Source organism: Sphingobium sp. SA916 (assembly GCF_002894065.1).
In the GTDB taxonomy this organism is placed as follows: domain Bacteria; phylum Pseudomonadota; class Alphaproteobacteria; order Sphingomonadales; family Sphingomonadaceae; genus Sphingobium; species Sphingobium fuliginis.
The window spans coordinates 44,784-69,686 of record NZ_LXYF01000032.1 but is presented as its reverse complement, the minus strand read 5'-3'; the positions used below and the strand labels follow the sequence as shown (position 1 = coordinate 69,686).

Below are 24,903 nucleotides of genomic sequence, written 5' to 3'. Positions count from 1 at the left end.
ATGGAGGGGGGATCAGCGCAGCAACGCTGCGTCCCCCCAGCTCACCGGAACGGCATTGCCCTTCGCGCCGTCGGCGCGGGCGACCAGTTCCAGCAGCTTGATCCCCTTCACATCCGCGGCGATCGCCTGGGCCGGCGCGCCCCGGCGCATCGGCGGCGTGCTGGCGAGCGGCTTGCCGTCGCCATAGAGGAAGAAGCGCACCGCCTGATCCCCGTCGAGCGCGCTGTCGTCCACGCCGACCTGCGCCGCAAAGCGGGCGAAGCCGGCGTTGCGCACTTCAAGCCGGCTGTTGGCCAGAATGCCTATGCCCGAGCCATAGGTTCTGCCCGCGATGACGAGCGGCTGGTTATAGGGGGTGAAGTCCGCCATCGCGCCGCCCCAGCCGGCATACATCGGCCGCTCGCCGATCCCGCGCGTGCCGCGCCAGTTGGGGATCGAACGATAGATGGTGGGATCGGGTTCGGGCTGCACCACGCCGTCCGCCGCCGGATTCACCATGCCGGGCTGTTCGGACAGGTAGAGGCCGCCGGCCAGCGTCCGGTCGCCCCTTGCGCGGAACACGACCGTTTCGCGGGGAGCGACGCGCAGCTTCATGTCATGCGTGAAGCTGCTCTTCTCCCCCGTCCAGAGATTGGCGAGCGCGATCGGGCGGTCGGCGCGGAACTTCAGGTGATCGGCGGTCAGGATCGCGTCCACCGGCGCAAGGCCGCGATTGAAGAGCGCGACCGCCTTGTCCCCGTTGGCCAGCGTCTTGACGAGGATCTGGAAGCTGTCCGCGTCGAAAGCCATGACCGCCTGATTGCCGGCCGGGTCCTGGTTGAGCGCGATGATGTCGGCATTGCCGAAAATGTCGATCAGCGGCTGCGGCGTGACGCGCAGGTCCGCGCCGATGAGCAGCGGCGCGTTCATCATCGCCCATAGCGAGAAATGCGACTTCGCCTCGATCAGGTGGTTCGCGTCGAAATCGCCCTTGCCGATGAAGAGCATGTCGGGATCGTTCCAGCTTCCCGGATGCGCGTATAGGGCACGGCGGGCGGCGCTGTCGTAATTGGTGAGCATTCGTCCCCAGTCCGGCGAAATGTCGTCGCTGGTGCGCGAGATGTTGCCGACATCCTTGCCCCAGCTCCGGACATTGGCGCTGCCCCAGATGCAGAGCGAGAGCATATAGTCGCCATCGGGATTATATCGGGCGAGCGACTGGTTGATGTCGGCGAACAGCGCCTTGACCGCCGGGATGTTCGACCGGCTGATGCTGTGCTGGTCGATCAGCGGCGCCAGGGCGCGATATTGCCCGCTCTTCACCCGCTCGGCGTCGGCGGCGTAGGCGCGGATGCCGCAGCCGTCGACCTTGATCGCGTCGAAGCCCCAGTCGGCGAAGAAGAGGCGGATATCCTGGTCGGTATGGCCGTAAAGGCCGACTTCGCGTTCTGCGACGCTGCCCTCGGGAAGCTGCTCGCTGCCATCGGCATAGGCTTGCGAGCAGATATTGCGGCCGAGGTCGGAATAGATGCCGGCCTTGAACCCCATGGCGTGCAGCCTGTCGGTCAGCGGGCGGAAGCTGGGATCGCCCTTGACCCGCGCGGAGGGAAATTTGTCGGTGCGGATCATCAGCTTGCCGTCGCTCACCCGGCGCCTGATCCACCAGCCATCGTCGATGTTGATGTAACGATAGCCCTTCTGCGCGAGGCCGGTGTCGCGGATACGTTCAGCCGAGCCCATCAGCTTTTCCTCGTCCACATGGGTGAAGAAGGCGTTCCAGCTGTTCCAGCCCATGGGCGGCACTTGCGCGCTGCCCGCCCGATAGGCGGACCAGCGGCCGGTGGGGGCGAGCGGGTCCGCGGTCTGCACCGGCGGCTGCGCGGAAAGAGCGGTGCCGGCGCACAGCGCCACGGTCGGCAGGAGGAAACGGCGTAGGGTCATGCAAAATCCTTGAGCGTCAATGTGACCGGCAGGCCGGCCTTGAAGGTGAGGGGGCGGCTCTTCGTCCCGAGGCGGATGGTGCGATGCCCGCTGAGTTCGGGGCGCATGATGGCCCGGTCCAGCCGCCCATCGCGCCAGTGGAGATCGATGCCGCAGCGGCCCCGCGCCCGCAGGCCGGTGACGCCGCCGGCGGGCCAGGCCGCGGGCAGCGCGGGCAGCAGGTCGATGACGTCGCCATGGCTGTCCATCAGCATTTCGACGATCCCAGCCGCGCCGCCGAAATTGCCATCGATCTGGAATGGCGGGTGGGCGTCGAACATATTGGGGTAGGTGCGCTCCGGCCCCAGCAGGAAGCGCAATATCTCATGCGCATGATCGCCCTCGCGCAGGCGCGCCCAGAGGTTGATGCGCCAGGCGGTCGCCCAGCCGGTCGCGCGGTCGCCGCGGATTTCCAGCGTGCGGCGCGCGGCGGCGGCGAGCGCGGGGGTGCCGTCCGGCGTGATCTGGCGCGAGGGGTGCAGGCCGTAAAGATGAGAGACGTGGCGGTGATTCTGTTCGGGCGCGTCGGCGTCCCAATCCTGCTGCCACTCCTGGAGCTGGCCCTGCCGCCCGATCCTGTAGGGGGCGAGCCCGTCGTGCGCGGCCTGCATTTCGCTGACAAGGGCGGCGTCCTGGCCGAGGATCTTCGCGGCCTCCATCGTCCGGGAGAAGAGGTCGCGCAGGATCGCCATGTCCATCGTCGGCCCGGCGCAGACGGTGCCGCCATGGCCGTGCGGGTTTTCGGGGCTCATCGACGGATTGGTGACGAGGAAGCCGGTCGCCGGATCGCGCTGGAGCGTGTCGAGGAAGAAGCGCGCCGCGCCCGTCAGCAGCGGGTAGATGGACGCAAGATAGGCGCGATCGCGGCCATAGTCATAATGATCCCACAAATGGATGCAGAGCCACGCCCCGCCGGTCGGCCACAGGCCGAACTGCGCACCGTCGATCGGCGCGGTGGCGCGCCAGAGGTCCGTATTGTGATGCGCCACCCAGCCGCGCGCGCCATACATGGTCCGGGCGGTGCGCGCGCCCGTGACGGCGAGTTCGCGCACCATCTCCACCAGCGTCTCGACACATTCGCCGAGCGCGACCGGCTCGGCTGGCCAGTAATTCATCTCGGTATTGATGTTGATCGTATATTTGGAGCCCCAGGGAGGATTGAGGCTGTCGTTCCAGAGCCCCTGCAGGTTTGCGGGCTGACCGCCGGGGCGCGACGAACAGATCAGCAGGTAGCGGGCATAGTGGAAATAGAGCGCGGCGAGCGCGGGATCGTCGCTGGCCTGCGATGCGGCGATGCGCCGGTCGGTCGGAAGCTGGGCGGCCGGCGACGTGCCAAGGTCCAGGCTGACGCGGCGGAACAGCCGCCGGTGCGCGGCGGCGGCATCCGCGGCGATGGTCGCGAAGGAGCGGTCTTGCGCACGGCCAAGCGTCGCGGCGGTGCCGGCGACGGGATCGCCGCCGACATCGTCGAACCGCCTGAAGCTGGTTGCCATGGCGAGGAACAGAGTGACCGACTTCGCGCCCCGGATGCTGAGGCGGCCGTCTGCGCCGTGGGCGGCGCTGCCGCCCTCCACGCGGGCGGTCAGGCGGGCGGCGAAGCGGAGCTTGCCCTCCATCCCCTTGGACGCGCCGTTGCGGCCGGTGAGCAGCAGGCCGGTGGCGCCGTCCGCAGCGACCTGAACGCCGCTCTGGGAGGAGCGGAGGGAAATGTCGACGTCGAGCCTGCCGGTCGAGGAGAGGCGGACGGCAATCAGATTGTCGGCGGGGGAGGCGACCACCTGACGGACATGGGCGGCGGCGCCGGCGGTGAAGCGGGTAGTTGCCATCGCGCTGTCCAGATCGAGTTCGCGGTGATAGGCGGCCGCCTGCCCGACGTCCGGAAAATCGAGGATCAGGTCGCCCAGCGTCTGATAGGGCATTTGCGCCAGCGGCTTTGCCATCAGCGTCTTGTTGGCCAGCGCTTCGGCCTCCGCGATCCTGCCCGCGAAAATGAGTTCGCGCACCTGGGGCAGGTTCGCCTTCGCCTCCGGATTGACCGGATCATAGGGCTGGCCGGCCCAGAGCGTGCCTTCGTTGAGTTGCAGCCTTTCCCGCGCCACCCCGCCGAACACCATCGCGCCAAGGCGTCCGTTCCCGATCGGGAGCGCTTCCGTCCACGTCGCGGCGGGCTGCCGATACCAGAGCGTCAGCGGATGCTGCGCTCCAGGTGCGGCGTCTGCCGGCCGGGCGGCGGCGAGCGCGGCGGTGCCGGCGGCCATCGCCATCATGGTTTCACGGCGGCTGAGGCTCATGGCCGCACGCCCTGTGGAAGCGGCATGAGGGTGAAGCTGTCGACATCGAGATAGCCGCCGGCCGGCGCGGGATTGTAGCAGGAAAGCGCGATCTGCTGCCCCTGGAAGGTGCCGGTGCGCCAGTCGAAGGCGAGCGGGAAGCTGCCGCCCACCTCCGCCCATTTCCGGTTGTCGAGGCTGTAGGCGACACGGCCCAGCTTCGCGTCGAAATCCATGTCGGTGCGCAGCCAGAGCGTGCGGCCGGCAATGGACAGGGACGGGACGCGCACCTCTGTCTTCGGCCCGTCCATGGTGCTTTCGGTCAGCATCATGCGCAGCGCCTTCGCACCCCCGGCGCCGCCGACGACCGAGAGTTGGGCGTTATATTTGCCGAAGCTGCCAAGGCCGCAAATGTCGCCCGGCCTGATGCCCGCCGTGTCGAGCTTCGTCACGGCGCGCATCCTTGGCCCCTGCGCCTTCTGCGTCAGCGTGTTGCGCGCGGTCCAGATGCCGTCGGCCTGCGTGGCGTGGAGGCGGAGGAAGCCGGGGCGCTGCGTCAGCGACCATTTGCTGTCGTCAGGATTATGATTCCACTGCCATTGCAGCCCGAGCTTCGATGCGGAGAAATCGTCCGAAGCGGGCGGTTCGGCAAAGGCATGGCCCTTGATCGGCTTGGGCGATCGTTCGGGAACGTGATCGGGCCTGTCGGGCGTTCCCCACCAGGGCCAGTCGTCCTTCCAGAAGATCGGGCTGATGTTGGTCATGCGCCCGATCGCCCCGGCATCCACCATGACGAAGCCGTACCAGCTCCCGTCGGGCATATCCACGATCGCGCCCTGATGACCGCCGGTCCTGTCGTCGATCGATGGCTTGGTTTCCCACGGTCCCCACAGGCTGCGCGAGCGGGAGACGGTCATCGCCAGCTTGCCGGGAATGGCATTGAACAGATAGTACCAGCCATTGTGGCGGATGATCTTCGATCCTTCCGCGCCCTTGTTGTAATAGGTGACCTTCGCGGCGGTGACGGCGCTCAAATCCTTGTTGAGCGTCAACAGCGTAACCGTGCCGTCGCTGCCGATCGAGGTGCCGAGATAGGCCGTTCCGTCGGCATCGATGAACAGCGCGGGGTCGAAGGCTTCGCGGTCGATCTCCCGATAGGTCCACGGACCTTCGATCGTCGCCGATCGATAGATGCGCGTCCTGTGCCCGACCGGCGTGACCGCCAGATAGAACATGCCGTTGTGGCGGCGCAGGCTGGCGGCATAGAAACCATGGCGATAGTCGCCGCCATCCTTCAGCTCATAGCGCGGGTCGCCATCGAGCCGGTCGACCACATGGCTGACGATCCGCCAGTTCACCAGATCCTTCGAGTGAAGGATGGTGACGCCGGGGGAGTTTGCGAAGGTCGTGGAGACGAAATAGAAATCCTCGCCAACGCGGATGATGTCGGGATCGGGATAGTCGGCGAAGAGGACGGGATTGCGATATGTGCCGTCGCCCTGATCGGCGCGCCAGACCTGCGCGGGCGCGGCAAGGGAGAGGCTGGCGGCCAGCGCGACGGCGACCGGGCGGAGCATGGCGCGCCTCCTCATGGGGCGGGCGTGTAGTGATAGGGGCCGACGACCGTGCCCACGAAGCCCCCGGCCTTCCGGGTGCTGAGCAGCGTGGCGTCCACCCCCTGCTTCAGCGTCCGGGTCTTGCCGCCGGCGCCATAGTCGAACGCCATCGTCCCACCGGTCACGCGCATGGTCAGGGTCACGGGTCCGTTCGTGGCGACGGGGGCAGAGGCGACCAGCGTGTCGGCGTCGGCCGCATCGCGGGTGTAGAGCGCGACGACGGGCTGGCCGGCGATGCGGGTCAGGCCGAAGAAGAGGTTGCTGCGGTCGCTCTGCACGGCGGCCAGCCCGGCGCGGTCGCCGTCTTTGACCGGCGTGTAGCGCAGCGTGGTGGAGAAGGTGGCATTGGCATGCTGCTGCCGCCGCCCGATGAAGGCAGGGACGCCGTTCAGGTCCCCGATGGCCGCCCCGCTCTCCAGTTCCAGCGCGCCGTCCCTGATCTGGTAGAAGGGCTTGTGCGGGGTGCGAATGCCGATCCACTGCATGGGCAGGCGCGTGCCGTTGAAATCCTCGACATAGGAAAAGTCGCCGCTCGTCGGGATCGCCGGCCTGGGCTGCGGCGGAAGGTCGGGGCGCTTCGCTGCATGGGGGATCGCCTGACCGCGCGGCAGGATGATCGGCCAGCCGTCCTTCCATGTCACCGGCAGCAGGAAGGTTTCGCGGCCGATATTGTAATGGTCGTCGCCATCATAGGGACGCACGGCGAGGAAGGTCGCCCACCAGTCGCCCCTCTGCGTCTCCACCAGTTGGGCGTGACCGGCCGATCCGATGAAGTTCGACCGCGCGGGGTCAAGATCGCGCTGGGTGAGGATCGGGTTCCCCTCATAGGGCGTGTAGGGGCCGCGCAGATCCTTCGAACGGAACACGACCTGCGAATGGTTGACGCTGGTGCCGCCTTCGGCCGCGGTCAGATAATAATAGCCGTCCTTCCTGAAGATATGCGGCCCTTCGATCCAGACCGGCTTTTTGCTGATGTCGACGCCGCCGTTGATGAGTTGCGTGCTTTCCCCGACCATCTTGCCGGCGCGCCAGTCATATTCCTGAATCCAGATGGCGCGGTGCCCGTCATAGCGGGGCGGTTCGTTGGGCGCGCGGTTGTTGACGATATAGGCCTTGTCCCCCTCCCAGTAGATGGAGGGGTCGATCCCTTCGAACGGCAGCCATATGGGGTTTGACCAGGGGCCAGCGGGGTCCTTCGCCGTGATGATGAAATTGCCCCTGCATTCGACGCAGGTGTTGACGATGTAGAAAGTGCCCTCGTGCCAGCTGATGGCCGGCGCGAATACGGCCTGCGAGATGCGGCGACCGTTGAAGTCGAGCTGCTCCGGCCGGTCGATCGCATTGCCGATCTGCGTCCAGTTGACGAGGTCTTTCGACCTGAAGATCGGCAGGCCCGGATAATGGGCGAAGGAGGAGTTGACGAGATAATAGTCGTCCCCCACGCGCATGACCGATGGATCGGGATAATAGCCGGTCAGGATCGGATTGCGATATTCACCCGGCTTGACCGCGATCTTCTCGATCGACTTTCCTTCATAGGCAAAGCGATCGAACCGGGCGGGCGCCGCCTCGGCGGTGGCGGCGCCCAGCATGAGCAGGGAAAAGGACAGCAGCGCAGAAGGAAGGGGTAAAAGGCCTAAGGTCCGGTGCGTCACGATCAATCTCTCCTGGAAGTGCCGGCCATCCCGTGCAGCTCGCTTAGTGATAGCGCTACCAATGATATGTGTCGAGCGGGATGCTCAGTTCCGCGCAGGGCGCGCCGTTACTCCGGCCTCGGTCTGCACCACCGGTTTCAGGGTGCCGTCAGGATTATATTCCAGCCGCTCGACGGTGACGGCCCGCCGGCCGATGGCGCCGTTCAGATCGCCGATCGCAAGCGTGGCGTTGTGCAGGAAAATATACCAGTCGCCCTTAAATTCGGCGATGCCCGGATGGATGGTGAAGCTGTACTTGCCAGAGCCGGTGAGTTCGCCGCGATAGGTCCAGGGGCCGTCGAGGGACGTTGCGGTCGCATAGGATATGCGCTCGTCCCGATGCGTCGCCCTGTCGAGGGAGGCATAGGTCAGATAATAGAATCTGCCGCGCTTGTGCAGCCAGGGGCCTTCCTCGAAATGGGGCGGAGTGATCTCCCTGATCGGTCCGTCCAGCTCGATCATGTTGGACTTCAACTTCGCGATATAGGCCTGACGATTGCCCCAGGCGATCCAGCTCGTGCCATCGTCGTCCGTGAAGACTGTGGGATCGATGTCTTCCCAACTGTGAGTGCCCTTTGGCGTCATCTGGTTGATGATCAGCGCGGAGCCCTTCGCATCGACGAACGGGCCGGTCGGCTTGTCCGAAACGGCGACGGCGATCGCCTTGCCCGGATGCGTGTTGTCATGCTCGACCGCGGCGTAGAACCAGTAGCGGCCGTTCTTTCGGATGGTCTGCGACGCCCATGCATCCTTCTTCGCCCATTTGAAGTCGGACACCTTCATGATCGGGCCATGATCGGTCCAGTGCCGCATGTCCGTGGTGGAATAGACCAGCCATTCCTTCATGTTGAACATCTCGTCCCGCTGCGCCTCGTCATGGCCGACATAGAGGTAGAGGCGGTCGCCATCGACCATCGGCGCGGGATCGGCGGTGAACTTGTCGCGGATGATGGGATTGGACCCCGGTGCCGCGTCCTGCGACAGGGCAGGCGCGGCAATGGCGGCAAGGGTGAGGAAGGGAAGCAGCGACCGGCGCATGGATGGACAGTCCTCTTGATGTTCAGCTCAGGATGATACGGCGCGCCGCGCCCTGCGGATCGTCGACCATGCGGCATTGATTGTCGAAGACCATGGTCGCGCACCTGGTGGCGTCGGTCGGCGTCCAGTTCAGGCCCGGCTGGCTGGGATTGCCGGTGCGGGCGAAATTGGCCCACGCCGTCGCCATGGTGCGGGCCAGCTTCCGCGCTTCGGGCGTATTGCCGGTGCCCTGATCGCACAGCGCTGTATTGTCGAACACGAAGGCGAGGTCGGCGGTGTGCCATGCGCCAGCGACTCCGTCCAGCTGGGGCGACTGCCACTGGAAGAGATATTGGTACATCGGCGCGGCGCCCGACTGCTTGTCGCGCAGGCCAACCATGGTCTGGATGCGATTGCGGTAGCCCAGGGAGTCCACGCCGTAGGAGAGGGTGCGGATCGCCTTTTCGGGGTGGTCCCGCTTCATCTGGGCGATAAGCGCGTCCGCCTTCCGTGCGCCATAGCGTTGGCTGAGTTCGGCGCGCCATTCCGCTTCGCCGGGATTCTGGCCGAACCGCATTCCCTCTTCGCTGGTGTTGCCGATCAGCATCGGCACGTCGCGGGAAACATCGGGCGCCACGTCGAAGAAGGACCGCACCGTGATGACCCGGCCGTCCATTGTCGGATTCCAGCCCACGCGCGGAGTGGTGGAGGGGCCGCCTACCCCGCGCGGGCCGTTGACCTGCTCGGCCACCTTGTTGCCCGCGGCGAAAAGCGTCGCCCAGTCCATCCTTTGCAGCGCGCCGATGTCCCGCGCGCCGATACCCAGTTCCTTGACGACCCGGCGCGAGAAATCGCGCGATTGCTCCAGCGTCGGAATATTGCCGCCGCCGCCCGATTGCGCCGCCGCGCGATGGATGAGACCCTTGCCCGACGGCATGCCCATCAGCGTCGTCACCTTGGATGCGCCGCCCGACTGGCCATAGATCATGATCCGGTCGGGATTGCCGCCGAAGGCCGCGATATTTTCCTGCACCCAGCGTAGCGCCGCGATGCAGTCGGTCATGCTGACATTGACCGATTCCTCATAGGGCGCGCCGCCCACCTCGGTCAGGTCCAGAAAGCCCAGCACGTTGAGGCGGTGGTTGATCGACACCTGCACCACGTCATGATGCCGCGCCATCTGCGCGCCGTCGTGAGAGGCGAGTTCGTAGGAGGAGCCGAAGGCGAAGCCGCCGCCGTGGAAATAGACCATGACGGGGCGATTGCCCGACAGCGAGGGCGTCCAGATGTTGAGCTTCAGCATGTCCTCGCCAAGGAAGCCGTCGGTCCATTGCTGGAGGAAGGTGTGTTCCTTCGCGCGGAAGCTGTGCAGCGTCTGCGGGCAGTTCGCCCCATAGGCGAGCGCGGGATAGGGATCGGCCCAGGGCTTGGGGGGCCTGGCGGGAAGCCAGCGGTTCTCTCCCCCCGTATCGTCGCCATAGGGTATGCCCTTGAAGGTGAAGACGTCCCCGGCGACATAGCCGCGCACCGGGCCATAGCGCGTCCTCGCAATGGCGCTGCGCGGCGTGGTGCAGGTTCCCGCACCGCCCGAAATGGCGGTCGAGTGCGGAGCGGCCGCTGCTTCGCCACCCAGCAGCGCCGCCGCGCTGCCCAGGGACGACGCCAACAGCGCCTGACGTCGATCGAAAAGCATGGCCCGCTCGGTCATCCAGCATCCCCTTGTCGATTATGAGGCCGGTGTCCTGCTGATCGACCGGCGCTAAAATCCTATACGATCCAGAGGGCTGGTCAATAACTCACACAAATATTTTATGCGCCGTCGCCCGCCGGGGATGACCCGGCGAACGCCTCTCGCCGGGCTCCGGCATCTCCGCCGATCCATGTCCTCTTTGCCCCTTTGCTGCAGGTGATCCTTGGCTTAGATCACCGTTTTGGGTTTGTCGAAGACATGGGGTGGGCATGGCGAAACCGGAGCGTCCGGCGCGCGGGGCGACGATCGTCGATGTGGCGGCGCGGGCGGGCGTGTCGTCGATGACGGTGTCGCGCGTCATCAATGGGCGCGCGGGCGTGAGCGCACAGGCGCGCGCGGTGGTGGAGGAGGCGATCAAGGCGTTGGCTTACACGCCGAACGTCGCGGCCCGCAGCCTGGTGACGTCCAGCGAACTGCGCATCGGCGTGATCTATTCCAATCCCAGCGCCGCGTTCATGAGCGAATTCCTGACAGGGGTGTTCGAGGAAGCGTCCGCCTGCAGCGCGCGGCTCGTGCTGCTGAAGGGGGAAGGGGGGCGCGCTCCGTCCGCCGCCGCGCTGGAAGACTGGATCGAATCGGGGATCAGCGGCGTGCTGCTCGCTCCGCCGCTGGGCGAAGCGCCGGATGTGCTTCGCGTCCTGCGGGCCAGGGGCTGCGTCATGGCGGCGGTGGGCGCATATCAATCCCCCGATACGATTTGCGTGCGCATCGACGATCGGGCCGCGGCCTATCAAATGACCGGGTTGCTGCTGGACATGGGGCATCGCCGACTGGGGTTCATCCTTGGCAATCCCGATCAGGCGGCAAGCGCCGAACGCATGGCTGGCTTCTACGCCGCCGTCCGGGAACGGGGCGGGGTGGAGGTGCAGGTCGCGCAGGGCGATTTCACCTATATGTCCGGCCTCGCCGCTGCCGAGCAGTTGCTGGGCGCGGCCAGTCCGCCCACGGCGATCTTCGCGAGCAATGACGACATGGCGGCGGCCGTCGTGTCCGTGGCGCACCGGCGCCATCTGGACGTTCCGGCGGAACTGACCGTCGTGGGGTTTGACGATACCACAGCCGCCCAGACGCTGTGGCCGCCGCTGACGACCGTGCACCAGCCGGTGCGGGATCTGGCGGCGGAGGCCCTTAACCTGCTGGTGGCTCAGATCGCGGCGGGCGCCCGCCGTTCCCGCGTTCCCCGCGAGAGGATTCTGGAGCATCGGATCGTGCAGCGTCAGTCCACCGGAGCGCCGAACTCCTCCTCCACATAGACGAAGCTGGCGAAATCCGCCGGATGGGCCTGGCCCGACAGGTCCTGGCAGGCCATGCCGATGAAGGCGCCGGTGAAGTTGGGCAGGCCGGGGTGGGTGACTTCGTCCGACAGGATGCTGGCGTCGTGGACATCCGGAAGGATATGCCAGTCTTCCCCATCGGCTCGCCAGGCGAAGCGCAGCCGGTCGCCATCCACGGCGGCGCGCAGATCGATCGCGCCGTCGGGCAGCCGGTCGGCGACGATGTCGAATCTGTTGCCCTCCGGATTTTCGGGCGAAGCGGAGAGGATCTGGAGCTGCCGCCGGCCTTCCTCGGCGCTGACGCACAGATAATAGAATTTGGTGCTGTTATAATAATAGATGAGGCCCGCCGCCTGCTGGAAGCTGCGGGGCTCGAAGGAGAGCGAGGTCGTCGCGGTGAAGCGGAAGGCGGTCTGCCGCCGCGCCACCAGCGCCTGCTCGAACAGGCTGCCGACCGTTTCACGCCCGTAAAGACGCAGGAAGCCGGGCCGGACCGTCAGGCTGAACAGCCGTTCCGGGGCGGGGCTGCGCAGCCATTGCAGGTCCTGCGGCAGTTGGGGAAGGTCGAAGCGCCCGTCCCAGCGTTCGATGTCCCATGGGGCGGGCGGCAGGTCCGGCGCAGGCGGCGTCCGGTCGGGCTGCGCGTCCCCGTTGACGGTGCGCAGCCAGCCATCCTCGCCCCACAGCATCGGTTGTATCGCGGTTTCGCGGCCCATGATGCAGCGTTCGCGCCCCGGCAGGGGACGGCCGCACAGATAGGCCAGCCAGGTGCTGCCATCCGCCAGTTCCACCAGATCGCCGTGGCCGGCGCGGGCGATGGGCACGTCCTTGCGGCCCGCGCTGGTCAATATGGCTCCATCCGGATGCACTTCATAGGGGCCGAGCAGGTCGGGCGCGCGCGCCATGACGACGGCATGATCCCAGCCCGTGCCCCCTTCGGCGACCAGCAGATGATAGAAGCCGCCATGCTTGTAGAGATGCGGCCCTTCGGTAAAGCCGCGCTCCGTGCCCCTGAAGATCAGCGTCGGTTCGCCGACCAGCTTCAGCGCCGCGCGGTCCAGTTCCTGCGCTTGTATGCCGGCGAACCGGCCATGGCCGGGCCGGTGGTCCCACAGCATGTTGAGCATCCAGCTGCGCCCGTCATCGTCATGGAATAGCGCCGGGTCGAAACCGCTGCTGTTGAGGTGCACCGCGTCCGACCATATGCCGTCGACCGTTTCGCAGGTGACGACATAATTGGGGAAGTCGCGCAACGACATGCCCTTCGCCCCCTGGACGGTGGTGGCGCCGTAACGCTTGACGTCCGTGAAGACCAGCCAGAAGCGGCCGTCCGCATGGCTGAGGTCCGGGGCCCACACGCCGCAGCCGTCGGGATCGCCGCGCATGTCGAGCTGCGCCGCGCGGTCGAGCGGGCGAGCGACGAGCCGCCAGTTCACCAGGTCGCGGCTGTGGTGGATCTGCACGCCCGGATACCATTCGAAGGTGGATGTCGCGATGTAGAAATCGTCGCCCACGCGCACGATCGACGGATCAGGATTGAAGCCCCGCAAAATGGGGTTGGAAATGTTTGTCATCGAGGCTTGCGCACCAGCGTCCACAAAATGGCGGCGCCGACCAGGTCGAGCACGCCGAGCAGGATGAAAAAGGGCTCATAGCCGACCCGGTCGACCATCTGCCCAAGGGAAAGGGAAAAGACCAGCACCCCCAGATTCCCGGCCAGGCCCGCCATGCCGGCGGCGGTCGCCACCTCATTCCTGGCGAACAGGTCGGACGCCATGGTGATGACCGTCACCGACAGGGTCTGATGGGCGAAGCCGCCAAGGCAGAGCAGGGCGATCGCCGCATAGGGATTGGTGGCAAAGCCGACAAAGGCCATGCCGGTCATCAACAGGGCGCCAAGCGTGAAGGCCCAGCGCCGCGCATCGACAAGGTCGATCCCCCTGCGCTGGAGGAAGGCGACGACGGCCGGGCCGAACAGGCATCCAAGGTCGGCGGCCAGGAAGGGCAGCCAGGCGAACAGCGCGATTTGCCCAAGATCGAAGCCGCGCACGCGCGCGAGGTAGAGCGGCATCCAGAAGGACAGCATGCCCCAGACCGGATCGGCCAGCAGGCGGGGAAGCGCTATGCCCCAAAGGTCGCGCCGCCGCGCAAGGGCGAGCACAGCGGGTTTTTCGGCGCGAGCGGCCAGGCGCTGTTCCTGGTTGTTCAGGATATAGTCGCGCTCCGCCTGACTCAGCCGCCGGTGCCTCATCGGGCTGTTGTAATGGAGGAACCAGAGGACCGACCAGATGAGGCCTATGCCCCCCGCCACGACGAAGGCCAGCCGCCAGCTATGCACCATGACGGCCCAGGCGACGAGCGGCGGGGCGAAGACCGCGCCGAAGGAAGCGCCGATATTGTAGATGCCGCCCGCGATGCCGCGTTCCCTGGAGGGGAACCATTCCGCCACCAGCTTCTGGCCGGCGGGCTGGGCCGATCCTTCCGCCAGGCCGAGCAGCCCGCGCAGCGCGGCGAATCCGAACCAGCCATTCACAAGGCCATGCGCCATGGTGACGAGCGACCAGACCGCGACGCATATGGCGAAGCCAATGCGCAGCCCTACGCTGTCAAGGAAATAGCCGGCCGCCGGCTGGAGCATCACGCCCAGTTGGAAGGCGCCGGTTATCCAGCCATATTCGACGTTGCTGATCTTCTGTTCGGCAAGGATCACGGGCGCGGCAACGCCCAGCACGGAACGCGACAGATAATTGATGACCATCGCGCCCACAAACAGGCCGATGATCGTCCAGCGGAACTTGCCGACCAGCGTCAACATGGCGGCCTGCTCCAGCGCGAGCCGCGAAATCGCCTGGGTTTTCGGGCGATGGGAGCCGGGCCGCCGTCCTCCACGGACATGGCATGGCGGCGGCATTTGTGGTTCGAAAGCAACATCCCCTCCCGATAATCTTGTATGAGTATTGACAATAATCCTCCTCCAATCAATAGGCATTGTTAGCGCTAACTAAAAATCAGTCGATTCCTTGTTATCGTTTGACGGTGAAGGCGCGCGGCCGGGGCGACAGCCCCGCATTCAGATGCAAAGCATCATTTTATTGGGGAGAGCAGGATGTCGGATTTCCAGTTTCAACGCCGTTTGATGCGCGCGGGTTGCGCCATGGCAAGCATGGTCGCGCTCGGCATCGGCCTTGTCCATGCGCCCGCTTTCGCTCAGGCGGCGAGCCAGGCTTCGGCGCCCCAGAATGGCGAAGAGCGCGCCAGCACTTCGGACATCGTGGTCACCGGATCGCGCATCAAGGCCAGCGGCTATACCGCGCCGACGCCCACGACCGTGATCGATGAAACGTCGATTCAGGCCAATGCGCAGCCCAACATCTTCACCACCATTGCCCAGTTGCCGTCGCTTCAGGGCTCAAGCGGCACCACGGTCAACACCTTCAGCACCTCAAGCGGCCAGCAGGGCCTCAGTTCCTTCTCGCTGCGCGGCGTGGGCGCGATCCGTACCCTGACGCTGATCGATGGCCAGCGGGTTGTCGGCGCAAACGTGACCGGCGTTCCCGACGTCAGCCTGTTCCCGCAATTGCTGATCCAGCGCGTCGACGTGGTGAATGGCGGTGCGTCGGCCTCCTACGGATCGGACGCCGTGGGCGGCGTCGTCAACTTCATCACCGACACCCGCTTCAAGGGGCTGAAGGGCAATATCCAGGGCGGCATCAGCAAATATGACGACAATGAACAGGTGCTCGTCCAGCTTGCGGCCGGCACCAGCTTCCTGGACGATCGCGCGCATCTGGTCGTCAGCGGCGAATATGCCAATGAAGACGGCGTGGGCGGCGGCGACTGGGGCATCGGCCTGGCCGGCGGCCGCGACTGGTTCAAGCAGACCAGCCTGATCGACCGTGGCGTCATCAATGACGGATCGCCGCGCTATGTGCTGCGCGATTATGCGCAGGCCTATAACTACACCAAATATGGCCTCATCACCTCCGGCCCGCTGCAGGGCACGGCGTTCGACCAGAACGGCAACCCGTTCCAGTTCAACTATGGATCGAACGGCGTCCCCGCGCGTGACGGCACGACCAATGTGCGCGGCTGCTTTCCCGGCTTCTGCCTTGGCGGAGACCTGTCGGGCAATGTCGATGCGGGCCGTTCGCTCCAGTCGTCCATCGAACGCATCAACACTTATGCACGCCTCGGCTTCGACTTTGCCGACAATGACGAACTCTACTTCACCTTCAACTTCGGCCAGGTGAAGACGCAGAACCAGCCTGTGGGCGGCATGAACAAGCCGGGCCTGACGATCCAGTGCGCCAATCCGTTCGTGCCGGCGTCGATCAAGGCGGCCTGCGCGACGGCGGGCATCACCAGCTTCGGCTATGGCACCAGCAACGCCGCGCTGGGCAACACGCAGGTCAACACCGACCGCCGCCAGTATCGCGCGGTGATCGGCGCCAAGGGTCAGTTCGACTTCCTGGGCACCGAATGGTCGTACGACAATTATTATGAGCGCGGCACGAACTATACCGACATCGATGTGTCGAACATCCTGCTCACCAACCGCTTCAACGACGCGATCAACGCAACCACGCTGAACGGCGCGGTGGTGTGCGCCAGCGCCGCGGCGCGGGCGAACGGATGCCAGCCGCTCAACATCTTCGGCGGCAACCCGTCGGCGGCTGCGCTCGCCTATATCATGCCGGAGAACGGACCCCGCCAGCGGACCCGCCAGACGCAGGACGTGGTCAGCATCAACATCTCCGGTTCGCCGGTGGAACTGTGGGCCGGGCCGCTGTCGATCGCCTTCGGCGGCGAATATCGCCACGAATTCTATCGCGTGAAGGCCGATCCCTATGGCGTCGGCACCAATTTCCAGCCGAGCGAACCCGACTATCCGTTCGATCCCACGCTGCTGCCCGGCGGCAACAACTGGTACGCCGGCAATTACAAGAGCGGCGGCGGCGCCTATGGCGTGAAGGAAGCCTTTTTCGAGGCCGATCTGCCGGTCCTCAACAGCGACGCGCTCGGTCGCGCCAACATCAACGGCGCGGTGCGCGTGACCGACTACAGCACGTCCGGCACCATCTGGGCATGGAAGGTCGGCGGCACATGGAACCTCCCGATCGAAGGATTCCGCCTGCGCGGCGTGACGTCCAAGGACGTCCGCGCGCCCAACCTGTCGGAACTGTTCGCCGCGCCGGTCACCACGACATTGCCCAATTTCTTCGACCCGTTTCGGGGCGTCAATGTGCTCGCGATCCAGAACAGCATCGGCAACCCGAACCTGCGTCCGGAAACGGCGCGCAACACGACGGCGGGCATCGCCTTTTCCGGCGCGTCCTGGCTGCCGGGCCTCAGCGTTTCGTTCGATTATTACAAGATCAAGATCAAGGACGTCATCTCCAGCCTGGGCGCGGGCGACATCGTCAACCTTTGCTTCCAGAATGTCCGTCCCGAAACCTGCAGCGCGTTCAACCTGAACAACCAGCAGGGGCCGAACTTCATCAATGTGCAGGCGTTCAACCTGGCGTCGATCGATACCAGCGGGTTCGACATAGAGGCGAGCTACCAGTGGCGGCAGCCTCTGGGCCTGCCGGGCACCCTGACCCTGCGCGGCCTTGCGACGCATGTCAGCAAGTTCGTGACGGACTCCGGCCTGATCGGCACGATCCCGGTCGACAGCGCGGGCGTCAATACCGGCAACACGCCCGACTGGAAGTTCCTGGCGATCCAGAGCTACGAGAATGAGAAATTCTCTTTCATGATCCAGGAGCGTTGGTTCAGCGACGGCGTGCTGGGCCACCAATATGTGGTTTGCCAGCCGGGCACCTGCCCTGCGTCCACCAACAATCATCCGACCATCGACCAGAATTTCATGCCCGGCGCCTTCTACATGGACATTGGCGGCACCTATAATGTCACGCCGCAGGTGACCGCCTATTTCAAGGTCGACAACCTGTTCGATCGCGATCCGGCCAAGTCGCCATTCTTCGTCAATCCCGCGCTCTACGATGTCGTCGGGCGCATGTATCGGGCAGGCGTTCGTTTCCGTTTCTAGGACATGGTGCGGGAAATCGGGGAACCGGTCTTCCGCTCATGACCGTCTGAATGAAGACCATGCTGTCGGGGTCGAAGCGACACCGGCAGCATGGCGATGAACTGGGGAGAGGTTTGCGTCCAGAGCTTTGCCTGGGCCAGGGCAGCGGCGGTTTTCCCCTTCCCCCGCCTTGCCCCATGCCTCTCCTCCCTCTTCTTCCGCGGCATCGGGCCGCTTGCGCCGGGCCGTCAAGCGCGCAATCCCTTTCTTCCAACGGGATTATGTGGTAGCGCTCCCAAGATAAGAGGCGAGAGGGTGGGATGGCTGGGGATATTTTTCCGTCGCTGACGAACATATTGGCGCCCCACGGGCCGCCGGTCAGCGCGAAGCTGCTGAGTTTCGCTCCCGGCGACTACAGCATCCATTTCTTCCTGCAACTCGCGCTCATCGTCCTCGCCTGCCGGGGGGTGGGCTGGTTCTGCCGCAAATTCCTGGCGCAGCCCCAGGTGGTCGGGGAAATGATCGCCGGCGTGATCCTGGGGCCCTCGCTGTTCGGCGTCGTCGCGCCCGACCTGCAGGCGATGATCTTTCCCAGGGAAACCAACAATGTGCTTTACGCCGGCGCGCAGTTCGGCGTGGCGCTTTACATGTTCCTCGTCGGCCTGACGCTGCGCCTGGATCATTTCCAGTCGAAGGCCCGGAACGCGGCGATGGTGTCGGGCGCGGGGCTGTTCGCGCCTTTCGTCATCGCGATCCTGATCACGCCCTGGCTTGTCACCGTTCCCGGCCTTTTCGCGGAGGGCATAGGTCAGGGCAGCGCGACGCTCTTCATGGGCGCATGCATTGCCCTGACCGCCTTTCCGATGCTGGCGCGGATCATCAACGAACGCGGCCTTGCCGACAGCCCGCTCGGAACCCTTTCGCTGACGGCCGGGGCGTTCGACGACGCCGCATCCTGGTGCGTGCTGGCCGTGGTGCTCGCCCTGTTCGGCGGCGGCAGCGGCGTCGCCGTTCTGGCGATCGTCGGCGCCTTCCTCTACGTCGGTTTCCTGCTGCTGTTCGGTCGGCGCCTGCTCGCGCCGCTGGGGCGCGCGGTAGAGGCGCAGGGGGAAATGAGCATGACCGTGCTGGCGATCACGCTGGCGCTGTTCTGCCTGTCCGCCTTCATCATGGACGCGATCGGCATTCACGGCATATTCGGCGGCTTCATCCTGGGCGTATTCATGCCGCGCGGTTTGTTCGTGGAGGAACTGAGGAAGAAGGTCGAACCGTTGGCCGTCGTCATCTTGCTGCCGATGTTCTTCACCTATTCCGGGTTGAACACGCGCCTCGACATGGTGAATTCGCTTTCCTTCCTGCTCATTGCGCTCGGCATATTGGTCGCCTCCATCCTTGCCAAGTTCGGCGCCTGCTATGCGGCGGCGCGCCTGTCGGGCGAGGATAATCGGACCGCGCTGGGAATCGGCGCGCTGATGAACTCGCGCGGACTGATGGAACTCATCATCATCAATATCGGCATTCAGAAGGGCATTATCGAACCCGCCCTGTTCTCGATGCTGGTGCTGATGGCGATCGTCACCACCATGATGGCGGGGCCGCTGTTCGAGATAGTCTATGGAAGGCGCGCGCGGGCGGAGGGGGAATTGGGTCGGCTGGGGGCCGCGGCCTGATCTCCCTGTCGTGAGCCGACCCTAAGGTGTGTGGGAATTCAGCTCAGGGTGGAGCGAAAATGGTGGATTTCGAGAACCGGCGCGGAGCGAACTCAAAGTACGTGAGCACTGGAAGCGCAGAAAGCCGCCATTTGCAGCCCGCTCTGGGCTGAATCCCCACACACCTTAGGCCGGCCGAACCGGCACGACCGCCAGCATATCGGAGGATGTGAGGAAAAGGCGTCGCCCGGCGGCGTCCAGCGCGCAGTTCGCCACCGACTTGCCCGTCCCGACCAGCCCCAGCGCCCTGCCGTCCGGGGCGAGTATGTGGACGCCCCCCGGACCTGTGGCGAAGACATGCCCATTGCGTGAAACCTTGATGCCGTCCGGCAGGCCGGGCAGGCCCTTCTCCTGTTCCGCGCGCATGTCGTGGAACAGGCGCCGACCCGTCGGAAAGCCGCGTTCATCGAGCGAATAGGCCAGAACCTCCGGCCGCTGCTCATCGGACAGTGCAAGATAGAGCGTCCTGCCGTCCGGCGATACCGCAACGCCATTGGGGCGGCGGTGACTGCCGTCCAGCAGCGACAGCGCTCCGTCCGGACCCAGCGCATAGAGGCCGCAATGCTCCAGTTCCCGCAGCGCAGACCTATCGCCATCCGTCAGCCCATAGGGCGGGTCGGTGAAATAGATCATGCCCGACGGCGCGACGCACAGATCATTGGGGCTGTTGAACCGCTTGCCCTGGAACCGGTCGGCCAAAATGGTCCGGGCGCGCGTGCGCAGGTCGATTCGCACGATGGCGCGCGTGCCGCTGTCCGCGGCGATCAGCGCGCCGGAGGAATCGATCGCCAGACCGTTGAGGCCCGGCTCCCTGATGCCGGGCGGCACGGGGCCTTGCAGGCCGGAAGGCGACAGGAACGGACGCGCCCCATCCTTCGGCCGCCAGCGATACAGGATATTGGACGGCGGATCGTTGAACAGCAGGCAATTGTCCCGCGGCGCCCAGACCGGACCCTCGGCCCATTTATAGCCCCTGGCGAGGACGGTCACGGCGGCGGATGGCGCGACGATCCGGTCCAGTTCGGGGTCGAGCCGCCGGATCGAGCCGATGGGGACGGCCACCGCCGCGCCCAGCCGCGCGCCGACCGGCAGGCTCGCCAGACCGGCCAGGAACATCCGGCGCGACGTCATGCCCTTATGGCGACCTCTCGCCGCTCGGCCGCCGAACGGTAGATCGCTTCGATCACGCGCATGTCGGCAAGGCCTTCCTCGCCCGGCACGATGGGGGTCGTGCCGTTGACGATGCATTCGGCCATATGATCGAGCTGCCCCGCAAACTGGTTCTTGGCCGTGGGCGGGAGCGTGCGCGGGGTCGTGACGCCATCCTTGCGGATCGACATGCTCTGCTCCTGATAGGGGGTCGCCGGTTCCATGTCGATCCAGCCCTGCGTGCCGATGACGCGATAGCCATTATGGGAGGAACTATAGCTGGAGATGCAGTTGGCGACGATGCCGGATGGAAAGCGCAGCAGGAAGCTGATGCGGTCCTCCACCGTCTTGAAGCGGGGATCGGATTTGTCCGTGGTCTCGACGGCGCTGACCGAAACCGGCTCTTCCCCGGTCAGGTAGCGGGCTGCGTTCAGGCTGTAGATGCCGATGTCCATCATCGATCCGCCGCCCGACAACGGCCGGTCGAGCCGCCACTGGTCCGGCCGGGCCGGGAAACCATGTTCGGCGGTGATGAGGCGGGTGGGGCCGACATGGCCGCCGCGCGCCAGTTCGATGGCGAGCCGGTTATAGGGTTCGAACCGCGAACGATAGCCGATCATCAGCTTCGTCCCCGCCTTGCGGCAGGCGGCGATCATCGCCTCGCACTCCGCGACTGACACGGCCATGGGCTTTTCACACATCACATGCTTGCCCGCCTGCGCCGCGCGGATGCTATATTCGGCATGCATGCTGTTGGGCAGCACCACATAGACGACGTCGATGTCCGGATTGTCCCGGATGCGGTCGAAATCGGCATAGCTGTAGCGGTGGGTCGCCGCTATGCCATATTGCGCGCCATATTGGTCCAGCTTGGCCGGCGTGCCGCTGACGAGGGCGACCAGCCTCGCATGCTCGCAACCCGCGAAGTTCGGCATGATCTGGCGCGTGGCGTAGGAACCCAGCCCGACAATGGCATAGCCGATCTTGCGCGCCGGCGCCGCGCCGGCGCGCGTTGCCATGCCGGCCAGAACCATTCCGGCGCCAAGGCCGCCCAGGATTTCACGACGGGAAGTGGTCGCCACGCGAAGCTCCCTTTTTTCTGGAGGATGAATGAGGGGTCAGTCGGCGGCGCGGCCAAGCGCGGGGCGCAGCCAGCCCAGATTGCGCGCGACGATGGCCGCCTGGGTGCGGTTGCGGACGTTCAGCTTCCGCATCAGCGCCGTCATGTGAACCTTCACCGTGGCTTCGGCCATGCCCAGTTCATAGGCGATCTGCTTGTTCAGCAGTCCCGAATGAACGCAGCGCAGAACCTTCATCTGGGTGGGGGTGAGCTGGGGCGGTTCGGCCGTCCTGATGCCCTGGGGCCTCTGATCCTGATGACCGAGGCTGTCATGCAGATCCAGCGCGATGTGCATCCTCTCTCTCCCTGTTTTGCCGGGCGCTGTCCTGCCCGGCGCTATTCTACCCGGCCTATTCCGCCAGGCTTGCCGAGGCAGCGCGGTTCGCGCACTGCCATGTCGGATTCGATAACGCTAACATACCGGAATCGGTCAGACAGCTTCAAGCGAAAAATGCGATATACGACCCCATATCTGTGGTTTTGCGCTGAAATCATGGCTATGACCTGTCTAACAGGTTTCAGCAGCGGCTGATCTCCGCATGGCCCGATCACCATATAGAAGAGAGGGGAGAGGATGGCGTTAACATCAGTTATGGCGGCGGTGGCTCCTCATCCGCCGGTCGCCCGCGCCGGCGCAGGAGCAGGCGCCGCATGAGCCCGGCGGACTATCGGCTGATCTTCTCGGCCATTGCCGGCATCGCGCTCTCCATCACGCTCATCATCCGGGGGCGGCTGCATCCGTTCGTGGGCCTGCTCTGCGGCGCCTTCACCGTGGGGCTGCTGGCGGGCCTGCCGATGGAGGAAACCGCAAAGGCGGTGGAGAAGGGCGCGGGCGCCATCCTGGGCGGCACGGGCCTTGTCGTCGCGCTTGGCCTCGGCCTTGGCGCGATGCTCCAACTGTCGGACGGCGCGGGCGGACTCGCGCGCGCTGCGCTGCGCATTTCAGGCATTGGGGGCGCGCCCTGGGCCAGCCTTTTCACCGCCATCGTGATCGGTCTGCCCCTCTTCTTCGAAACGGGGCTGGTGCTGCTGCTGCCGATCGTCGCTTCGGCGGCGGCGGCCTTGCCCAATGGGCAGAACAACGACACGGCCAAGCTCCGCCTGATGTTGCCCGCCCTGTCGGGCCTGTCGGTGGTCCATGCGCTGGTGCCGCCGCACCCCGGCCCGTTGCTGGCCGTGAACGCGCTGGGCGCCAATCTGGGCCTGACGCTGGTCTATGGCCTGATCGTCGGCATCCCCACCGCCATCATCGCCGGCCCGCTGCTGGCCCGCTTCACCGCGCCCGGCGTGAAGCTCAGTCCTCCGCTGCTCGACCCCGTGCGCGTCGATGTCGCGACTCCTTCCGTCGGCCGCGCACTGGCGGCCGTGCTGCTGCCGGTCGTGCTGATCGCTGCGGGGCAGGCGGTCGCGCTGATGCCGCCGGACATGGCGGCGCTGTTCCACTGGCTGAGCTGGATCAGCGATCCGGTCGTCGCGCTGCTCGTGGCGGTGCTTGCCGCATTGCCGCTGCTGTTCGGGCGACGCATCGCCGACCGCAGCATCCAGAACGCCATCTGGACGGAGGCGATGACGCCCGCCGGGGGCATCATCCTGGCCATCGGCGCGGGCGGCGCGCTGAAGCAGGTGCTGGTGACGGCGGGGCTTTCCGACATGTTGGTGCGGCTGGCGCAGGGCGGCGCGATCTCCCCGATCCTGCTCGCCTGGGGCGTGTCCGTCTGCATTCGCCTGGCGACCGGTTCGGCCACGGTGGCGACGATCACCACGGCAGGCGTCATGGAGGGGCTGGTCGCCGCATCCGGCGTGCAACCCGAATGGATGGTCCTCGCCATCGGCGCGGGTTCGCTGTTCTTCTCGCACGTCAACGATCCCGGTTTCTGGCTGGTGAAAAGCTATCTTGGCACCGACATGCCCGGCACTTTCAAGACCTGGTCGATCATGGAGACAGTCGTCGCCGTCGTCGGCCTGCTGGCGGTGCTGGCGGCGAGCAGTATCTTCTAGCAAGGGGGGCAGCCATGACTTCGACAGACAGGCAGGTGTCCCGATGACACAGGCGCGGCTTTCCGACCATGCCTATGCCGGCATTGTAGAGATCATCAAGGCGGAAGGTCTGGAGGTCGGTGAACGCCTGCCCTCCGAATCGCGGCTGGCGGAGATGTTCGGCGTCTCCCGCGCCATCGTGCGGGAAGCTTTGGTGCGGCTGGCGTCGGACGGCATAACGGAGGCGCGGCGGGGCGCCGGCTCCTTCGTCAAGAGCCGCCCGTCGGAACGGCTGACGGCCTTCATGCCGCTCAGCGAACTGCCGACGACGCTCGGCAGCTATGAGGTGCGCTTCGTGCTGGAGGCGGAGGCCGCGCGCCTCGCCGCCACCCGGCGGACGGGGCATGAAATGGCGCATATCGAAGAAGGGCTGGCGCTGTTGAGCCAGGCCCTGCTGTCCAGCGAGCCCGCCCATGCCGAGGATATGGAACTGCACCGCCGCATTGCGGAAGCGACCGGCAATCCGGCCTTCGTCATCACCTTCGATGCGCTATATGGCGATGTAGAGAAGATCATGCGGGCGGGCGTCGACATCTCCCGCTCCCGCCCGCCGGAGGTGATCGCGACCATGCTGCGCGAGCATGAGCTGATCGTCGACGCGATCCGCGCCCAGGACCCGGAGGGCGCCGCGCTCGCTATGCGCTGGCATTTGTGGGAAGGACGCCGCCGCCTGATGCCGTGAAGGCAATCAGCGCAGCCAGTCCAGCGTCAGATCGCGCAGCGCGCCGGGCGGCGTATCGGTCGTCAGGATCATCGCACCCTCGTCCGGCTGCGGCCGTTCCAGCGTCGCCAACTGGCTGTCCAGCAGGCTGGCGGGCATATAATGGCCGGGGCGGTTGCAAAGGCGCGCCAGCAACTGGTCCCGGCTGTTTTCCAGCAGGACAAAACGCACAGGCGCGCCGATCGCCGCGCGCAGCCGGTCGCGATAGCTTCTGCGCAGCGCCGAGCAGGCAAGGACCGCCGCGCCGTTCGCCGCTATCGCATCCGCCGCCGCTTGCCCCAGACGGTCGAGCCAGGGCCAGCGATCCTCGTCGGTCAGCGCCCGCCCGCCGCGCATCTTCTCCACCGCATCGGTCGAGTGGAAACTGTCGCCCTCCAGAAAGGGACAGGCCAGCGCTTCGGCCAGCAGGGCGCCCAGCGTCGACTTGCCGCAGCCGCTGACGCCCATGACGATGACGGCGAGCGGCAAGGAGGGGGCAGGATCGGCGGATGATGGCAAAATGGCGTCCCTGGCAGGCGGGCGATGGCGCCCTGATGACGCACCGCCCCGATGTCCC

General features: G+C 65.8%; 17 protein-coding genes. 5 read left to right on the top strand and 12 right to left on the bottom strand.

Annotated elements, in window-relative coordinates:
- Positions 1-12: 12 nt before the first annotated feature.
- The 6 genes from A8G00_RS09545 to A8G00_RS09520 form a co-directional block, all read right to left on the bottom strand.
- Positions 13-1,920 (bottom strand): NPCBM/NEW2 domain-containing protein, encoded by a 1,908-nt coding sequence (locus A8G00_RS09545; RefSeq protein WP_103000500.1) that lies wholly within the window; start codon positions 1,918-1,920, stop codon positions 13-15.
- Positions 1,917-4,250, bottom strand: a complete 2,334-nt coding sequence (locus A8G00_RS09540) for a glycoside hydrolase N-terminal domain-containing protein (RefSeq protein WP_103000499.1) — start codon at positions 4,248-4,250, stop codon at positions 1,917-1,919. Before A8G00_RS09540 ends, A8G00_RS09545 begins: the two co-directional genes overlap by 4 nt.
- Positions 4,247-5,806: a glycoside hydrolase 43 family protein gene (locus A8G00_RS09535; protein ID WP_103000498.1), complete on the bottom strand. Its 1,560-nt coding sequence runs from the start codon at positions 5,804-5,806 to the stop codon at positions 4,247-4,249. Before A8G00_RS09535 ends, A8G00_RS09540 begins: the two co-directional genes overlap by 4 nt.
- Before the next feature lie 11 nt (positions 5,807-5,817).
- Positions 5,818-7,437, bottom strand: a complete 1,620-nt coding sequence (locus tag A8G00_RS09530; protein WP_044662966.1) for a glycoside hydrolase family 43 protein — start codon at positions 7,435-7,437, stop codon at positions 5,818-5,820.
- A gap of 147 nt (positions 7,438-7,584) precedes the next feature.
- Positions 7,585-8,577 (bottom strand): glycoside hydrolase family 43 protein, encoded by a 993-nt coding sequence (locus A8G00_RS09525; protein ID WP_103000497.1) that lies wholly within the window; start codon positions 8,575-8,577, stop codon positions 7,585-7,587.
- Positions 8,578-8,599: 22 nt separating this feature from the next.
- Complete coding sequence (locus A8G00_RS09520; RefSeq protein ID WP_103000496.1) at positions 8,600-10,264, bottom strand: carboxylesterase/lipase family protein; 1,665 nt, start codon at positions 10,262-10,264, stop codon at positions 8,600-8,602.
- Between the two features lie 251 nt (positions 10,265-10,515).
- On the opposite strand from A8G00_RS09520, the gene A8G00_RS09515 reads away from it, so the two are divergent.
- Positions 10,516-11,559: a LacI family DNA-binding transcriptional regulator gene (locus tag A8G00_RS09515; protein WP_061935914.1), complete on the top strand. Its 1,044-nt coding sequence runs from the start codon at positions 10,516-10,518 to the stop codon at positions 11,557-11,559.
- Here the strand turns inward: A8G00_RS09515 and A8G00_RS09510 are convergent.
- Entirely contained in the window at positions 11,523-13,154 is a 1,632-nt protein-coding gene (locus tag A8G00_RS09510) for a glycoside hydrolase family 43 protein (protein ID WP_103000495.1), read from the bottom strand. The genes A8G00_RS09515 and A8G00_RS09510 overlap by 37 nt on opposite strands.
- Positions 13,151-14,491 carry an MFS transporter gene (locus A8G00_RS09505; RefSeq protein ID WP_253257950.1) on the bottom strand — a complete coding sequence of 447 codons (1,341 nt, stop codon included), beginning with the start codon at positions 14,489-14,491 and terminating at the stop codon, positions 13,151-13,153. The genes A8G00_RS09510 and A8G00_RS09505 overlap by 4 nt, the downstream gene beginning before the upstream one ends.
- A 243-nt stretch (positions 14,492-14,734) precedes the next feature.
- Between A8G00_RS09505 and A8G00_RS09500 the strand changes: the two genes are divergently transcribed.
- Both A8G00_RS09500 and A8G00_RS09490 read left to right on the top strand, forming a co-directional pair.
- On the top strand, positions 14,735-17,632 hold the full coding sequence (locus A8G00_RS09500; RefSeq protein ID WP_235600854.1) for a TonB-dependent siderophore receptor: 2,898 nt from the start codon (positions 14,735-14,737) through the stop codon (positions 17,630-17,632).
- 299 nt (positions 17,633-17,931) lie between these two features.
- The gene (locus tag A8G00_RS09490) at positions 17,932-19,281 is read left to right on the top strand and encodes a cation:proton antiporter (RefSeq protein WP_025549230.1); all 1,350 of its coding nucleotides are present in this window, start codon (positions 17,932-17,934) and stop codon (positions 19,279-19,281) included.
- A gap of 165 nt (positions 19,282-19,446) precedes the next feature.
- Here the strand turns inward: A8G00_RS09490 and A8G00_RS09485 are convergent, their stop codons facing one another.
- From A8G00_RS09485 to A8G00_RS09475, 3 genes are all read right to left on the bottom strand, one after another.
- Positions 19,447-20,451: an SMP-30/gluconolactonase/LRE family protein gene (locus A8G00_RS09485; protein ID WP_103000493.1), complete on the bottom strand. Its 1,005-nt coding sequence runs from the start codon at positions 20,449-20,451 to the stop codon at positions 19,447-19,449.
- Positions 20,448-21,503 (bottom strand): Gfo/Idh/MocA family protein, encoded by a 1,056-nt coding sequence (locus tag A8G00_RS09480; RefSeq protein ID WP_103000509.1) that lies wholly within the window; start codon positions 21,501-21,503, stop codon positions 20,448-20,450. Before A8G00_RS09480 ends, A8G00_RS09485 begins: the two co-directional genes overlap by 4 nt.
- An 84-nt stretch (positions 21,504-21,587) precedes the next feature.
- Positions 21,588-21,884, bottom strand: coding sequence for a response regulator transcription factor (locus A8G00_RS09475; RefSeq protein ID WP_025549227.1), 297 nt, complete (start codon positions 21,882-21,884; stop codon positions 21,588-21,590).
- 356 nt (positions 21,885-22,240) lie between these two features.
- Here A8G00_RS09475 and A8G00_RS09470 point away from each other — a divergent pair, with 356 nt between their 5' ends.
- Together A8G00_RS09470 and A8G00_RS09465 are read left to right on the top strand one after the other, a co-directional pair.
- Positions 22,241-23,587 (top strand): gluconate:H+ symporter, encoded by a 1,347-nt coding sequence (locus A8G00_RS09470; RefSeq protein WP_103000492.1) that lies wholly within the window; start codon positions 22,241-22,243, stop codon positions 23,585-23,587.
- Between the two features lie 43 nt (positions 23,588-23,630).
- Positions 23,631-24,308, top strand: coding sequence for a FadR/GntR family transcriptional regulator (locus A8G00_RS09465; RefSeq protein ID WP_044661134.1), 678 nt, complete (start codon positions 23,631-23,633; stop codon positions 24,306-24,308).
- Between the two features lie 6 nt (positions 24,309-24,314).
- On the opposite strand, the gene A8G00_RS09460 is transcribed toward A8G00_RS09465, so the two are convergent.
- Positions 24,315-24,845: a gluconokinase gene (locus tag A8G00_RS09460; RefSeq protein ID WP_048575499.1), complete on the bottom strand. Its 531-nt coding sequence runs from the start codon at positions 24,843-24,845 to the stop codon at positions 24,315-24,317.
- Between the last annotated feature and the right edge of the window lie 58 nt (positions 24,846-24,903).